This window comes from Pseudarthrobacter sp. LT1, assembly GCF_035621795.1.
GTDB lineage: Bacteria > Actinomycetota > Actinomycetes > Actinomycetales > Micrococcaceae > Arthrobacter.
Window position 1 is genome coordinate 4,194,813 of the sequence record NZ_CP141830.1, and the last position, 14,926, is coordinate 4,209,738.

General features: G+C 67.4%; 11 protein-coding genes. 3 read left to right on the forward strand and 8 right to left on the reverse strand.

What is annotated here, in order from left to right; all coding sequences use genetic code 11:
- From VIK36_RS19760 to glyA, 6 genes are read right to left on the reverse strand one after another with little or no spacing between them, the layout of a single operon-like run.
- A complete protein-coding gene (locus tag VIK36_RS19760; protein WP_255173504.1) occupies positions 1-1,416 on the reverse strand; it encodes an L-serine ammonia-lyase in 1,416 nt (471 codons plus the stop codon).
- Positions 1,416-2,066 (reverse strand): sarcosine oxidase subunit gamma, encoded by a 651-nt coding sequence (locus VIK36_RS19765; RefSeq protein WP_324643327.1) that lies wholly within the window; start codon positions 2,064-2,066, stop codon positions 1,416-1,418. Before VIK36_RS19765 ends, VIK36_RS19760 begins: the two co-directional genes overlap by 1 nt.
- Positions 2,059-5,001 (reverse strand): 2Fe-2S iron-sulfur cluster-binding protein, encoded by a 2,943-nt coding sequence (locus tag VIK36_RS19770; RefSeq protein ID WP_324643328.1) that lies wholly within the window; start codon positions 4,999-5,001, stop codon positions 2,059-2,061. The genes VIK36_RS19765 and VIK36_RS19770 overlap by 8 nt, the downstream gene beginning before the upstream one ends.
- Positions 4,998-5,402: a sarcosine oxidase subunit delta gene (locus tag VIK36_RS19775; RefSeq protein WP_142070553.1), complete on the reverse strand. Its 405-nt coding sequence runs from the start codon at positions 5,400-5,402 to the stop codon at positions 4,998-5,000. The genes VIK36_RS19770 and VIK36_RS19775 overlap by 4 nt, the downstream gene beginning before the upstream one ends.
- 29 nt (positions 5,403-5,431) lie before the next feature.
- Positions 5,432-6,652, reverse strand: a complete 1,221-nt coding sequence (locus tag VIK36_RS19780; RefSeq protein ID WP_255173507.1) for a sarcosine oxidase subunit beta family protein — start codon at positions 6,650-6,652, stop codon at positions 5,432-5,434.
- Positions 6,649-7,989, reverse strand: coding sequence for a serine hydroxymethyltransferase (glyA, locus tag VIK36_RS19785; protein ID WP_324643329.1), 1,341 nt, complete (start codon positions 7,987-7,989; stop codon positions 6,649-6,651). Before glyA ends, VIK36_RS19780 begins: the two co-directional genes overlap by 4 nt.
- A gap of 125 nt (positions 7,990-8,114) precedes the next feature.
- Between glyA and VIK36_RS19790 the strand changes: the two genes are divergently transcribed.
- Positions 8,115-8,783 (forward strand): GntR family transcriptional regulator, encoded by a 669-nt coding sequence (locus tag VIK36_RS19790; protein WP_159630237.1) that lies wholly within the window; start codon positions 8,115-8,117, stop codon positions 8,781-8,783.
- A gap of 19 nt (positions 8,784-8,802) precedes the next feature.
- Here VIK36_RS19790 and VIK36_RS19795 read toward each other — a convergent pair whose 3' ends face one another.
- Positions 8,803-9,855 carry a tartrate dehydrogenase gene (locus tag VIK36_RS19795; protein ID WP_324643330.1) on the reverse strand — a complete coding sequence of 351 codons (1,053 nt, stop codon included), beginning with the start codon at positions 9,853-9,855 and terminating at the stop codon, positions 8,803-8,805.
- 209 nt (positions 9,856-10,064) lie between these two features.
- Here VIK36_RS19795 and VIK36_RS19800 point away from each other — a divergent pair, with 209 nt between their 5' ends.
- Together VIK36_RS19800 and VIK36_RS19805 are read left to right on the forward strand one after the other, a co-directional pair.
- On the forward strand, positions 10,065-11,978 hold the full coding sequence (locus VIK36_RS19800; RefSeq protein ID WP_324643331.1) for an amylosucrase: 1,914 nt from the start codon (positions 10,065-10,067) through the stop codon (positions 11,976-11,978).
- Between the two features lie 50 nt (positions 11,979-12,028).
- A complete protein-coding gene (locus tag VIK36_RS19805; protein ID WP_255173511.1) occupies positions 12,029-12,883 on the forward strand; it encodes a prephenate dehydratase in 855 nt (284 codons plus the stop codon).
- On the opposite strand, the gene VIK36_RS19810 is transcribed toward VIK36_RS19805, so the two are convergent.
- A complete protein-coding gene (locus tag VIK36_RS19810; protein WP_324643332.1) occupies positions 12,856-14,778 on the reverse strand; it encodes an FAD-binding monooxygenase in 1,923 nt (640 codons plus the stop codon). The two genes, VIK36_RS19805 and VIK36_RS19810, sit on opposite strands and share 28 nt — an antisense overlap.
- Positions 14,779-14,926 lie beyond the last annotated feature (148 nt).

Below are 14,926 nucleotides of genomic sequence, written 5' to 3' on the forward strand. Positions count from 1 at the left end.
TCAGCACTCGATCACATTCACGGCGAGGCCTCCTCGGGAGGTTTCCTTGTACTTGGTTTTCATGTCGGCTCCGGTGTCACGCATGGTCTTGATCGCCTTGTCCAGCGAGACCTTGTGGCTGCCGTCCCCGTGCAGGGCCAGCCGGGCCGCGTTGATCGCCTTCACGCTGGCGATCGCATTCCGCTCGATGCAGGGGATCTGCACCAGGCCGCCCACGGGGTCGCAGGTCAGGCCCAGGTTGTGCTCGATGCCCACCTCGGCGGCGTTCTCCACCTGCGCGGGGGTTCCACCGAGCACTTCGCAGAGCCCGGCCGCAGCCATCGAGCAGGCGGAGCCCACCTCGCCCTGGCAGCCCACTTCGGCGCCGGAGATGGAGGCGTTGGTTTTGAACAGGATTCCGACGGCGGCCGCCGCCAGCAGGAAGCGGACCACACCGTCGTCGTCGGCTCCCGGAACAAACTTCACGTAGTAGTGCAGGACGGCCGGCACGATGCCCGCGGCCCCGTTGGTGGGGGCGGTGACGATCCGCCCGCCGGCGGCGTTCTCCTCGTTCACGGCCAGCGCGAAGAGGTTCACCCATTCCATCGCCAGCAGCGGATCCGCCGGCGCCTGGACGGGCGACGGCGACGCTGCCGCGGCTTCGGCGGTGGCCGCCGAGGCCGTCAGGGTGCGGAACAGGGCGGGCGCCCGGCGGGTGACGTTCAGGCCTCCGGGCAGGATGCCTTCGGCGTTGCAGCCGTTCTCCACGCATTCGCGCATGACGGCCCACAGCCCCAGCAGCTGCTCGCGGAGTTCCGCTTCGCTGCGCCAGGTGAGTTCGTTGGCCAGCATGACGTCGGAGATGGACATGCCTTCGCGGCTGCAGATCTGCAGGAGTTCGTCCGCCGTGGAGAACGGGTAGGGCAGCACGGTGTCATCCGGCACCACTTTGTCCCCGCCCTCGGCGTCGCCGTCCACCACGAAGCCGCCGCCGATCGAGTAGAAGCTCCGCTCGCTCAGGACGGCACCTGTGTGGTCCAGCGCGCGGAAGGTCATGCCGTTCGGATGCGCCGGGAGGGACTTGCGCCGGTGGAGCACCACGTCCTCTTCCCAGTTGAAGTCCACCCGGTGCGCCCCCGCGATGTGGAGTTCGGCGTCCAGCGCGGCGGCTGCCACCTGGTCGTCGGCGGTGAAGGTATCCACGGTTTCCGGGTCCAGGCCCTTCAGCCCCAGGACCACTGCCTTGTCCGAGCCGTGCCCGCGGCCGGTGGCGCCGAGGGAGCCAAACAGTTCGGTCTGCACCCGGGCGGTGGCGGCCAGCTGGCCGTCGCCCTTCAGCCCGTCGGCGAACAGCTTGGCCGCCCGCATCGGGCCCACCGTGTGTGACGACGAGGGCCCGATGCCGACGGAAAAGAGGTCAAGGACGCTGAGCGCCATCAGGGGACCTCTGGCGAGGCGTACTCCCGCATGGCGTCCAGCAGCCACCGGCCCAGGAACTCGGCGAAGGAAGCGCGGGGGAAGATCCGGAAGGACTCGTCACCGGTCTTCCACAGGACGGCAGGGATGTTCGCGATTTCCGTGGAGAAGGCGGTGCCGGCCTTGAAGACCCGCGGGTGCAGGTCCAGCGAGCAGCCCTTTTCCAGGACGGCGCGCGCCCGGGGGCCCGTCAGTTCGAACGTGGTCCGGTTGGCGGACAGGTCCACCACCTGGCCCGCGTCACCGCCCAGCGCGTCCCGGAGCGCGGGGATGAGGTCCCCGCCCAGGGATTCGTGCGCCTCGGTAGGTGCAACCACCAGGAACTCGGCGGGGCCGAGCCACAGGACGGACACGTCGCCGCTGCCTGCCACGGCGCCTGAGCCGGCGGGGAGTCCGCCGGTGACACCGGCCAGGCGCTCCGCCGCGGCGGATCCTGCGAGGGCCCGGAGGCCCACCATGGTCAGGAAGGGCACCTCGGCGATTTCAACGGTGCCTGCCAGGGAGCCGGCCGCGAATTCTTCCGCCAGCTGACGCGCCGGGCTGACGCGGGCGGCGAGGTTCTTCTCGGCGTTGGTCTTAGCGGAGGTCGGGGATGCTGCTGTTTCAGCCATCTTTACGGGTCCCTTCAGAGTCAAAAAGCACTGTTTCTGCGACAACCACGTCCACCAGCTGGTCGCCGGCGGCTGCCACCAGCGTTTCGCCGATGCGGTTGCGTCCGTTCTTGATCAGGGCCAGGCCGAACGACCTGCCCAGCGCTGCGCTGTGGTAGCTGGAGGTGACGAACCCTTCCATCGGCACGGGGCCGTAGGCGGGGTTGGTCGAGCGTCCCTTTTCCACCAACTGGGTGCCTTCGGGCAGCCGCAGCGTGCCGTCCACGGGGAGGACGCTGACCAGGTGCTTGCGGTCCTCACGCTGGGCGTCCGACCGGGTGTAGGAGCGCTTGCCGATGAAGTCCTTGGCCTTGGAGACGATCCATTCCATGCCGGCGTCCTGTGGGGTGACGGTGCCGTCGGTGTCCTGCCCGACGATCGGGTAGCCCTTTTCGGCGCGCAGCACGTGCATGGTTTCGGTGCCGTAGGGGGTGATGTTGAACTCGGCCCCGGCGGCAGCAACGGATTCCCACGTGTTCAGCCCGTACCAGGCCGGCACATTGATCTCGTAGGCGAGTTCACCGGAGAACGAAATCCTGCAGATCCGGGCGCGTACGCCGGAGGCGAGGGTGGTTTCGCGGAAGGTCATGAACGGGAAGGCCTCCGCGTCCAGGCCGCCGTTGGCAGCCAGTTCGGGTGCCACCTTGGCGATGACCTCACGGGACTTGGGTCCGACGACGGCGATGGTGCTCCACTGTTCCGTCACGGAGGTGCACTGCACGTCCAGTTCCGGCCACTCGGTCTGCAGCCATTCCTCCAGCCAGTCCAGCACCTTGGCGGCACCGCCGGTGGTGGTGGTCATGAAGTAGGTCTCGTCGTCGACGCGGAGGGTCACGCCGTCGTCGAAGATCATTCCGTCCGGGGTGCACATGACGCCGTAGCGTGCCGAACCCGGGGCGAGCTTCTTGAACGCGTTGGTGTACATCCGGTTCAGGAACTCCCCCGCGTCCTTGCCGCGGATTTCGATCTTGCCCAGCGTGGTGGCGTCCATGAAGCCCACGGATTCGCGGACGGCGGCGCATTCGCGCAGCACGGCAGCATCCATGTCCTCCCCGGCCTGCGGGTAGTACCAGGGCCGCTTCCACTGTCCAACGTCCTCGAACAGCGCGCCCTTGGCCACGTGCCAGGGGTGGATCGATGTGACGCGGGCGGGGTCGAACAGTTCCCCGCGCTGGCGTCCGGCCAGTGCCGCGAAGGCCACCGGGGTGAAGGGGGCGCGGTAGGTGGTGGTGCCGATGTCGCCGATGCCGCGGGAGGCTTCGCCGGCGGTGCGCAGGGCCGCGGCGATGACGCCGATGGCGTTGACGCCGGAGGTCTTGCCCTGGTCGTTGGCGGTGCTGATGGAGGTGTACCGCTTGATATGTTCCACGGAGCGCATGCCGGCTCCGGTGGAGCGGAGGACGTCCGCCACGGACTGGTCGCGCTGGAAGTCCACGAAGTGGTGGTGCCAGTCGTCCGGGGTGCCGTTCTCGCCCGGCACCAGCCACAGCTGGCGGGTGGGGGCGGAGGCCTTCGGGTCGCCGAACGCGGAGGGTTCGACGGCGGATTCGAAGCCTGCGGCGATGGCCGCCTTCGCGCCGGCGGAGATGCCCTCCGCGACGCAGTCTTCGGTGGCGAAGGAGCCGCGGCCGGCGCCAATGGTCTGCTGGGCGGGGACCTCGGTGCTGGGCACGAAGGCTGCCAGCTCCTCGTCCCAGCGCAGCTTGCCCTGGCGCTGGGAGTGCAGGTGGACCAGCGGGCTCCAGCCGCCGGACACAGCCAGCAGGTCAGCTGCGATCTGCTCGACGCCGGAGGTGAGTTCGCCGTCGTCGTTTATGCTGCGGACGGTCACGCCGTCCAAGCGGCCGTCGGCGCCGGCGGAGGTGTTGGCCACCGCGCTGCCGATCAGCACCCGGATCCCGGATTCGACGGCGGCAGTCGCCGCTGCGGTCAGGGCCGGACGGGCGTCCACCACGGCGGCGACCTTGACGCCGGCGGCGGCGAGGTCGGCCGCGACGGCGTAGGCGCTGTCATTGGTGGTGCTGATGACCACCCGCTTGCCGGCGGCCACGCCGTAGCGGTTCAGGTAGCTGCGCACGGCGGAGGCGAGCATGATGCCGGGGCGGTCGTTGTTCTCGAACACCAGGGGGCGTTCATGGGCGCCCGGGGCGACGACCACCTGGCTGGCACGGATGTGCCAAATCCGCTGGCGGGAGACACCGGGGGCGGCGGGGCTCGTGAGGTGGTCGGTGCGGTTCTGGACGGCGATGACGTAGTTCGCGTCGTAGGCGCCGAACGCGGTGGTGCGGTTCAAGACCGTGGACTCGGCGCCGGATACCAGCTCGGCTTCGACGTCGGCCACCCATTCCAGGGCGGGCTTTCCTTCGATGGTCTCGGCAAGGCCCGGAGCCGTGGAACCGGAGAGCAGCGAGCCGCCGAGTTCGGGCTGGTCATCGAGCAGCATGACCCTGGCGCCGGTGCGGACAGCCTCGCGGGCTGCGGCGAGCCCGGCGGGGCCGCCGCCGATGACCAGGACGTCGGTGTGGACGTACTTCTTGTCGTACTCGGCGCGGTCGTCCTCCGGGTCCAGCTTGCCCAGGCCGTTGAGCAGGGTGGCCTGGAGTCCGTCCACCAGGGAAACGGTGGTGGCGGGGAGCATGGATTCGGCCACGTGGCCGGGGAAGCGGGCTTCCACGCGGACCAGGGCGTTGGCCTCCTCCACCCCGGCGGACATGATGCCGCGGGGACGGTCCTCGTAGAGGGAGTTACCGGCGGCGATGCGGCCGTTGGCCAGCAGCGCCGAGGCCAGGGTGTCACCCGGGTGGCCGGTGAACTCCTCGCCGTCCACGGTGAAGCGCCAGGAGATGGTGCGGTCGATGCGGCCGCCGGTAGCCAGGCGGGCGTTCTGGGAAGTCACTTGGTCGCTCCTTCCGGGGCGGTGGTGCTGAGGATGCTCGTGGTGGAGGTGCTGGGTGCGGCACTTCCCGTGGTGGTGCTGTCAGGGCCGGTGCTGGCGGTCCCGGTTTCGGGTGCGCCGTCCGGGGAGCGGTCGGGCCGCTTCGCCCCCATCGGGTAGACAGCCTTGATGTCGTAGCTCACGGTGTCGCGGAGCATGTTGAACCACTGGCGGCAGCCGGTGCTGTGGACCCAGCGCTCGGCGAAGATGCCTTTGGGGTTCTCGCGGTAGAAGAGGTAGCGGGACCACTCCGTGTCGCTCAGCTCGTTGGGGTTCTCGGGGTACGGGACGTGGGCCTGTCCCCCGTAGTGGAATTCGGTTTCGTCCCGCGGGCCGCAGTTGGGGCATGGGATCAGCAGCATGTGCGTTAGTCCTTTTCTGGTGGCGGCGGCTAGTGGGCCACGGCGGCGGCGCCGTGTTCGTCGATGAGGGCGCCGGTTTCGAAGCGTTCCAGCGAGAACGGCGCGTTCAGCTTGTGCGGGGCGCCGGTGGCGATGGTGTGCGCGAAGGTCATGCCTGCGGCGGGGGTGCCCTTGAATCCGCCGGTTCCCCAGCCGCAGTTCACGAACATGTTCTCCACCGGAGTGGTGCCCACGATCGGCGAGGCGTCCAGGGTCGTGTCCACGATGCCGCCCCAGGTCCGGAGCACGTGGGCCCTGGCGAAGATGGGGAAGAGTTCGACGGCGGCCGCCATCTGCTGCTCGATCACGTGGAAGGAGCCGCGCTGGCCGTAGCCGTTGTAGGAGTCCACGCCGGCGCCCATGACCAGTTCGCCCTTGTGCGCCTGGGAGACGTAGACGTGCACGTGGTTGGACATGACCACCGTGGGGTGGACGGGCTCGTGCAGTTCGGAGACCAGGGCCTGCAGCGGGTGGGACTGGATGGGGAGCTGGAAGCCCGCCATTTCAGCCAGGACCGAGCTGTGGCCTGCGGCGCAGAGGCCCACCTTTTCGGTGTTGATGGTGCCGCGGTTGGTCTTGACGCCCACCACGCGGTCGCCGTCCTTGAGGAAGCCGGTCACCTCGCAGTTCTGGATGATGTCCACGCCCATTTCGTCGCACTTGCGGGCGAAGGCCCACGCCACGTGGTCGTGCTTGGCGATGCCGGCGCGGGGCTGGTAGGTGGCGCCCATCACGGGGTAGCGGATGTTGTCGCGGATGTTCAGGATGGGGCAGAGTTCCTTGACCTGCTGCGGGTCAAGCCATTCGGCGTCCACGCCGTTGAGCTTGTTGGCACCCACGCGGCGCATGCTTTCGCGCACGTCGCCCAGGGTGTGGGCCAGGTTCATCACGCCGCGCTGGCTGAACAGGAAGTCGTACTCGAGTTCCTCGGGCAGGATTTCCCAGAGCTTGAGGGCGTGCTCGTAGATGGCCGCGCTCTCATCCCAGAGGTAGTTGGAGCGGATGATGGTGGTGTTGCGGGCCATGTTGCCACCGGCGAGCCAGCCCTTTTCCAGGACGGCGATGTTGGTCATCCCGTGGTTCTTGGCCAGGAAGTAGGCGGTGGCCAGGCCGTGCCCGCCGCCGCCGACGATCACGGCGTCGTAGGAGGACTTGGGTTCCGGGTTCCGCCAGAGGAAGTCCGGGTGCTCCGGAAGGTGCTGGGTGCTCACTGGGCGGCTCCAATCAGGTCTGCCTCGATGCCGGCCAGGTTGGCGTCGGCGGAAAGGTGCGGGTAGAGGGGGAACTTGCCGGCCAGGGCCGTTACGCGTTCCCGGAGTTCGACGGCGGTGTCCCCGGGGAGGGTGCCCGTGCCGGCGGAGGCAATCAGCGCTGTCGCGATGATGTCCGCAACCTCGGTGAACTCGGCGGCGCCAAAGCCGCGGGCGGCCAGGGCGGGGGTGCCGATCCGGAGGCCGGAGGAGACCATCGGCGGGCGGGGGTCGAAGGGGACGGCGTTGCGGTTGACCGTGATGCCGATCTGGTGGAGCGCGTCCTCACCCTGCTGGCCGTCGAGTTCGGAGTTGCGGAGGTCAACCAGGACCAGGTGGACGTCGGTGCCGCCGTTGACCACGGAAATGCCCGCGGCTGCGACGTCGTCCTTGAGGAGGCGCTCGGCCAGCAGCTTGGCGCCCTGCAGCACCCGCTCCTGGCGTTCCTTGAATTCGGGGGCGGCAGCGAGCTTGAATGCCACGGCCTTTGCTGCCACAACGTGCTCCAGCGGACCACCCTGCTGGCCCGGGAACACCGCGCTGTTGATCTTCTTGGCGTATTCCTCCTTGGCCAGGATGACGCCGCCGCGCGGACCGCCCAGGGTCTTGTGGGTGGTGGTGGTGACCACGTCCGCGTACGGGACGGGGTTGGGGTGCAGGCCGGCGGCGACGAGTCCGGCGAAGTGCGCCATGTCCACCATGAGGTAGGCACCCACGAGGTCGGCGATGCGGCGGAATTCGGCGAAGTCCAGCTGGCGGGAGTAGGCGGACCAGCCGGCCACGATCAGCTTGGGCTTGTGCTCCAGGGCCAGGGCTTCCACCTCGGCCATATCGATCCGGAGGTCTTCCTCGCGGACGTGGTAGGGAACCACGTTGTAGAGCTTGCCGGAGAAGTTGATCTTCATGCCGTGCGTGAGGTGTCCGCCGTGCGCCAGGGAGAGCCCCAGGATGGTGTCGCCCGGGTTCAGCAGGGCGAACATGGCGGCGGCATTGGCCTGGGCGCCTGAGTGCGGCTGCACGTTGGCGAACTCGGCGCCGAAGAGTGCCTTCACGCGGTCGATGGCCAGCTGCTCGATGACGTCCACGTGCTCGCAGCCACCGTAGTAGCGCTTGCCCGGGTATCCCTCGGCGTACTTGTTGGTGAGCACCGAGCCCTGGGCCTCCATGACGGAGGTCGGAGCGAAATTCTCCGACGCAATCATTTCCAGGGTGGACTGCTGGCGGTGCAGTTCCTGTGCCACAGCGGCGGCGACGTCGGCGTCGACCGTGGCAAGCGAGGCGTTCAGTACGTCCTGCATTGTTCTCCTTATGAACCCTTGGAAGTTACTGACCTATAACTGATCTGTAACTGATATATTAGAACTGTCGTAATAGTATGTTCCAGATCACTTGGACGTCAATAGCACTCCTGGGAAGGCTCGAAATGAGCGTCACATTAGAGAACCACCTGGCCGGCGACGGGGACCTCTCACTCTCCGAACAGGCCTACCGGCACCTGCGGGACCGGCTCATCATGCTGGACATCCGGCCGGGCGAGGCGATCAACGACGGCAAGCTGGCCGCCGAGCTCGGGATCGGCCGGACGCCGGTCCGGGAAGCCCTCAAGCGGCTGGAAAGTGACCACCTGGTGGTGTCCTATCCCCGGCGCGGAACCTTCGCCACCATCGTCGACATCACTGAACTGGCAGACGTCTCAGAGCTGCGCGAATCCCTGGAACCCTTGGCCGCACGCCGCGCCGCCAAGCTGGCAACGCCCGCGCTGCGGGCGGAAATCCGGGAGACCGCGGCAGCGATTTCCACCATGGGCGATGACGATGATCCCTACGACCTCATGCGGTACGACATCAAGGTCCACCGGCTGATCTACCGGGCCGCAGCCAACGCGCACCTCGAGGACGTCCTGATCCGCTACGACAACCTGGCCACGCGCATCTGGTGCATGGTGCTGGAAAAGGTACCGTCCGTTGCATCCCACATTGCCGAGCACGTTGAACTGCTGGAGGCAGTGGCCGACGGCGACGCGGACCGGGCCGGCAAGCTCGCCCTGGAGCACGTCACCAGTTTCGAGCAGGCCATCCGGAACGTGCTCTAGCCGTCGTGTCCAGGAGCGGCTAGCGCAGCCGGGCCCGCACCTCCTGCGCGAATTCCAGCGTGGTGGCCGAACCGCCCAGGTCCGGTGTGGCGATGCCGCCTGCCAGCGCTGATTCGAAAGCACCGGTAAGGGACTGGGCGGCCGCCGCCTCGCCCAAATGGTCCAGCATCATGGCCGCAGCCCAGAGGGCGCCGACGGGGTTGGCGATGCCCTTGCCGGCGATGTCCGGGGCGGAACCGTGGACGGGCTCGAACATCGACGGGTGCCGGCGCTCGGGGTTCAGGTTTGCACTCGGGGCGATGCCGATGGAACCGGCCACTCCGGCCACGAGGTCGGACAGGATATCTCCGAACAGGTTGGATGCGACGATGGTCCGGACGCTGGTGGGCTTCATGACCAGCCGGGCCGCGAGCGCATCGATGAGCACCTTGTCCACCGTGACGCCGGGGAACTGTTCCACCGTCCGGGCCACCACTTCGTCCCAGAACGGCATGGTGTGGATGATGCCGTTGGATTTGGTGGCAGAGACCAGGATGCCGCCGCGTTTCGTTGCGGCCTCTGCCGCGTAGCGGGCCACCCTGCTGATGCCGGCTTTGGTGAAGACGCTCTCCTGGACGGCGAATTCAGCGTCCGTCCCCGCACCGAAGCGGCCGCCGATCTGCGAGTACTCGCCTTCAACGTTTTCCCGGACCACCACGATGTCCAGGTCCTCGAGGCCCGGCATCGCTCCCTTGACCCCGGGCAGCAGCTTCATGGGGCGAAGGTTGACGTACTGGTCGAACTCCCGGCGGATGGGAATCAGCAGTCCCCACAACGTCACGTCGTCGGGGACGTCGGGGGTGCCCACCGCTCCCAAGTAGATCCCGTCGCCGCTGGCGAGCTGCTCGATGCCGTCAACGGGCATCATCCGGCCGGTTTTGACGTAGAGGTCGCTGTTCCAGTCACGGACACGCCAGTTGACGGCGAAGCCATGCAGCCCGGCCACAGCATCCACGCACCCCATGGCCACCTCGGTGACGTCCACGCCGATGCCATCACCGGGAATCGAATCGATGGTGTAGGTACGGGTCATGGCTGTCCAATCATTCGTTGGTTGGTGCGGTGCGTAAAGCTTAAAGATAGTGGTTGGGTTCCGGGAGGAACCGTACCCGACCATCGGCCTCCCCGCTCCGGGGAAGCAACGGGTGCGCCGCCGTCGAACGCCCCGGGCATGTGACGTGGAATACTTCCGTACAAGCGCGCCGGACGTTCCGGCGGGATGTTCTGAAGGGGCAGGTGGCCATGCAGGAATTCGTCAACGAGGACGAAGAGGCCCGGCGGCATGTCCTGGCCGTGCTGGCGGCTGAGCGCAGCCGGGGGCTGCGCCCCGACCCTGATTTCGACCGGCGCCTCGACGGGCACTTTCCCACCCTCCGCAGCCTCTTCCATTCCCTTTACGGTGACCGGACGGACTGGCTGGAGCAGCTCTCCGCGCTGGTGGTGCAGAGCGCGGCTTCCTGGCAGGAACGCCCGCAGGAGCTGAAGGCCCTGAACGCCGAACGGGAGGCGGAGCCGGACTGGTTCCAGTCCAACCGGATGCTGGGCGGCGTCTGCTATGTGGACCGCTACGCCGAAAGCCTCGAAGGGGTCCGCGCCCGCATCCCGTACTTCAAGGAACTGGGCCTCACCTACCTGCACCTCATGCCGCTGTTCCTGGCGCCGGAACCACACTCAGATGGCGGGTATGCGGTCTCAAGCTACCGTCAGGTCAACGCACAGCTGGGCACCATGGAGCAACTGCGCTCCCTGGCAGCGGAACTGAGGGACAACGGCATCAGCCTGGTGGTGGACTTCATCTTCAACCACACCTCGGACGAGCACGAGTGGGCGCGGAAGGCAGCCGCCGGGGACCCGGACTACAGCGACTACTACTGGATCTTCCCGGACCGGACGCTGCCGGACGCCTTCGAGGCGGACGTGCGGGAGATCTTCCCCGAGAACCATCCCGGGTCCTTCATCCAGATGGCGGACGGCCGGTGGGTCTGGGCCACGTTCCACACCTACCAATGGGACCTGAACTACTCCAATCCCGAGGTCTTCCGGGCCATGGCGGGCGAAATGCTGTTCCTGGCCAACCAGGGGGTGGACATCCTGCGCATGGACGCGGTGGCGTTCATCTGGAAGCAGTTGGGCACCCCCTGCGAGAACCTGCCGCAGGCGCACACACTGCTCCGGGCGTTCAACGCGGTGTGCCGGCTGGCGGCGCCGGCGCTGCTGTTCAAATCCGAGGCCATCGTGCACCCGGACGAGGTAGCGCTCTATATCGACCGCAGGGAATGCCAGCTTTCCTACAACCCGCTGCAGATGGCACTCATCTGGGAATCCCTGGCCACCAGGGATGTCTCGCTCCTGGCCCAGGCACTGCACCGGCGGCACAACATCCCGGACGGCACGGCGTGGGTGAACTACGTCCGCAGCCATGACGATATCGGCTGGACCTTCGCCGACGAGGACGCCGCCGAACTGGGCATCAACGGCTTTGACCACCGCCGTTTCCTGAACTCCTTCTACGTCAACCGTTTCCCGGGCAGCTTTGCCCGCGGCGTCCCGTTCCAGGACAACCCCAAGACCGGGGACTGCAGGATTTCAGGAACGACGGCGTCCCTGTGCGGCATGGAGGTGGACCCGACTGAGGCGGTGGAACGGATCCTCCTGGCCCATTCGGTGCCGTTCAGCACCGGCGGCGTCCCGCTGCTGTACCTGGGCGACGAGGTGGGGCAGGTCAACGACTATGGGTACGCGTCCGAGCCCGGCCACGAGGAGGACAGCCGCTGGGTGCACCGGCCGCATTTCCCCGCGGAGCAGTACGCCCGCCGCCTGGACCCGGCCACGCCGGAAGGAGCCGTGTACGCCGGGCTGAAGCGGATGATTGAGGTCCGGACCAGCACCCCCGAACTGGCGGGGACCACGCTGATCGATTTCGGCACCAACAACCGCGCAGTGCTCGGCTACCAGCGGCCGGGCTCGACGGAGGACGATCCCACCATCCTGGCCCTGGCAAACTTCAGCGACTCCGCCAAGACCCTCCCGGCGGAAACGTTCGGCGGATTCTCCCCTGCCGCCGTCGACCTTCTCTCCGAAGCAGCCATGCAGCTGGACGACGGCGTCACCCTCCTCCCCCGGCAATACCTCTGGCTGCGCGTCACGCCGCAGTAACCGGGGCCTGAGATTGGGACCTGGCACCGGGGCGTGAAACCATACGGATCATGGCCTCCAAGATTGCGTACCAGGGTGAGCCCGGCGCCAACTCCAATATCGCGTGTCAGCAGATGTTCCCGGACATGGAAAGCGTGCCGTGCGCCAGTTTCGAGGATGCCTTTGAGCTGGTGACCAGCGGCGAGGCGGAGCTGGCCATGATCCCCATCGAAAACTCGATCGCCGGCCGGGTGGCGGACATCCACATCCTGCTGCCGCAGTCCAACCTGCAGATCGTGGGCGAGTACTTCCTGCCCATCCATTTCGACCTGCTGGGCATCCCGGGCAGCACCATTGAAGGCGCCACGGAGGTCCACAGCCACATCCACGCGCTGGGCCAGTGCCGGAAGCTGATCCGCGAGCACGGCCTCAAGCCCGTCATCGCCGGCGACACCGCAGGCTCGGCCAGGGAGGTGGCGGAATGGAACGATCCCCGCAAGCTCTCCCTCGCTCCCCCGCTGGCCGCCGACATCTACGGCCTGAAGGTCCTGGCCTCCCGGGTGGAGGACGACCCTTCCAACACCACCCGCTTCGTGGTCCTGGCGCGCGAAAAGGCACTGCCGGCCCGGGACGAACTTCCCGGACCGGCAGTCACCAGCTTTGTGTTCCGCGTGCGCAACGTCCCGTCCGCCCTGTACAAGGCACTGGGCGGCTTCGCCACCAACGGCGTGAACATGACCCGGCTGGAAAGCTACATGGTGGGCAACGAGTTCGCCGCCACCATGTTCATGGCTGACGTCGAAGGCCACCCCGAGGACCTGCCGCTGAAGCTGGCCCTCGAGGAACTGGACTTCTTCACCACCGAGGTGCGGATCCTCGGCGTGTACGCCGCGGCCGACTACCGGCTCGCCGCCGCCACGGCCTGACGCGGTGCCGCGGGGGCGGCCTTCAGCAGCGGCGTGAAGAACGCGCCCAGCTCCGCGGTTGCCGTCAGCGGCAGGACATTGGCCACGTACTGGTCCGGGCGGACCACCACCACCACGCCGCTGCGGTCCAGGCCGCGGAGGTCGAAAATGTCCGCCTTGGGATCCATGGCGTACACCTTCTCGTAGTCGGTCAGCTTGAACGGGCCCACCAGCGGCTTGAAGACGGCGGGAACCGCATTGATGTCGACGGCGGTGTGCGGCTGCTGGTAGATGACCTTCAGGTCGAACCACGCGTCCGGGTCGGCGCCGGCAGGGGTGGCGGCCAGCGGGGACTCCGGCGAGTTCGCGAACCACTCGGCGAGCATGTCCGTTGCCGAGTTGGTGCCCGGCAGGGCGGAGTCGGCGAAGACGTAGATCCGCCAGCGGCCGTCGGCGGTGGCGTGGTGGCCAAGATGGAGGGGGTTGGTGTCCCCCACCCGGACCACGGGTGCGGACTTGAAGCGCTTGCCCACCGGGAACCCGGTGGCCAGGTCCTGGTGGTCGGTGCTGCCAACGATCAGGGACGGCGTGTACTGCGTCATGAAGCCGGCAGGGAATTCGGCGGTCTGCACGTAGAAGTCTTCAAGGTCGGAGGGGTGTTCGAACTCCTCCGGCTTCTTGGCCATCATGGTGGACCATTCCTTGTCGAAGTCGATGAGGTTCTTCGCCACTACCTGGCGCTCCTCGGAGTAGGTGCTCAGCAGGCTCTCCGGGCTGCGGCCCTCCAGGACATGCCCCAGCTTCCAGGCGATGTTGAACCCGTCCTGCATGGAGACGTTCATGCCCTGGCCGGCCTTGGCGCTGTGGGTGTGGCAGGCGTCTCCGGTGATGAACACCCGCGGGGTGCGGGTGCCGCGCTCGGCCGGCAGGACGTCGTCGAACCTGTCCGTGAGCCGGTGGCCCACCTCGTAGACGCTGTGCCACGCGACGTTCCGGACGTCCAGCGTGTAGGGGTGCAGGATCGCGTTGGCCTTGGCGATGATCTCCTCGATGGTGGTGTTGCGGACCGAGTGCTGGCTGGTCGGGTCCACTTCGCCCAGGTCCACGTACATGCGGAACAGGTGGCCGCCTTCGCGCGGGATCAGCAGGATGCTGCCCTCGGCGCCCTGGATGGCGCACTTGGTCCGGATGTCCGGGAAGTCGGTGACGGCCAGCGTGTCCATGACGCCCCAGGCGTGGTTGGCCTGGTCGCCGGCAAGGGTGCAGCCGATGGCCTGGCGCACCTTGCTGCGCGCACCATCCGCGCCCACCACATACTTGGCGCGGACAATCCGCTCCTGGCCTTCGTTGGGTCCGGCGGTGTGGCGGAGGGTCACGGTGACGGGGTAGTCGCCCTGACCGGTCACCGTCAGGCCCTCGAAGTCGTAGCCGTAGTCAGGCTTGAGGCGTGTGGGCGAGTTCGCGGCAAATTCCGCGAAGTAGTCCAGCACGCGGGCCTGGTTGACGATCAGGTGCGGGAACTCGCTGATGCCCATCTCGTCATCCACGGCCCGGGCAGTCCGGATGATGTTCGCGTGGTTGGCCGGATCCGGCTTCCAGAATGCCATTTCGGTGATGCGGTACGCCTCGGCGATGATCCGCTCCGCGAAACCGAAAGCCTGGAACGTCTCCACGCTGCGCGCCTGGATGCCGTCGGCCTGCCCGATGGCGAGCCTGCCGGGGCGGCGTTCGATGATGCGGGTGGTCACGTTGGGGAACATGGACAGCTGGGCCGCGGCGAGCATGCCGGCAGGGCCGGTGCCCACGATGAGGACGTCCACTTCGTCGGGAAGTTCCTCGGGGCGGTTAAGGCCGACGCCGGCTGCCGGCTGGACACGCGGGTCACCGGATACGTATCCGTGGTGGTGGAACTGCACGGGCTTTCCTCACTTCGTTGTGGATGACTATCGGGGCTAAGGCGTGTTCTATATCAGAACACACGATTCGATAATCGAAACTGTAAATCTGGCTTCCACTGTACGCCCGATGTGATCCGGGCGACAAGTGCCCTCGGCCCGCTCGTCA

Bases quoted from the DNA above. Each gene is read 5' to 3' on its own strand.
- VIK36_RS19765 (WP_324643327.1), bottom strand. From the start codon at position 2,066: ATGGCTGAAACAGCAGCATCCCCGACCTCCGCTAAGACCAACGCCGAG.
- glyA (WP_324643329.1), bottom strand. From the start codon at position 7,989: ATGCAGGACGTACTGAACGCCTCGCTTGCCACGGTCGACGCCGACGTC.
- VIK36_RS19805 (WP_255173511.1), top strand. From the start codon at position 12,029: ATGGCCTCCAAGATTGCGTACCAGGGTGAGCCCGGCGCCAACTCCAAT.
- VIK36_RS19795 (WP_324643330.1), bottom strand. From the start codon at position 9,855: ATGACCCGTACCTACACCATCGATTCGATTCCCGGTGATGGCATCGGC.
- VIK36_RS19790 (WP_159630237.1), top strand. From the start codon at position 8,115: ATGAGCGTCACATTAGAGAACCACCTGGCCGGCGACGGGGACCTCTCA.
- VIK36_RS19800 (WP_324643331.1), top strand. From the start codon at position 10,065: ATGCAGGAATTCGTCAACGAGGACGAAGAGGCCCGGCGGCATGTCCTG.
- VIK36_RS19775 (WP_142070553.1), bottom strand. From the start codon at position 5,402: ATGCTGCTGATCCCATGCCCCAACTGCGGCCCGCGGGACGAAACCGAA.
- VIK36_RS19760 (WP_255173504.1), bottom strand. From the start codon at position 1,416: ATGGCGCTCAGCGTCCTTGACCTCTTTTCCGTCGGCATCGGGCCCTCG.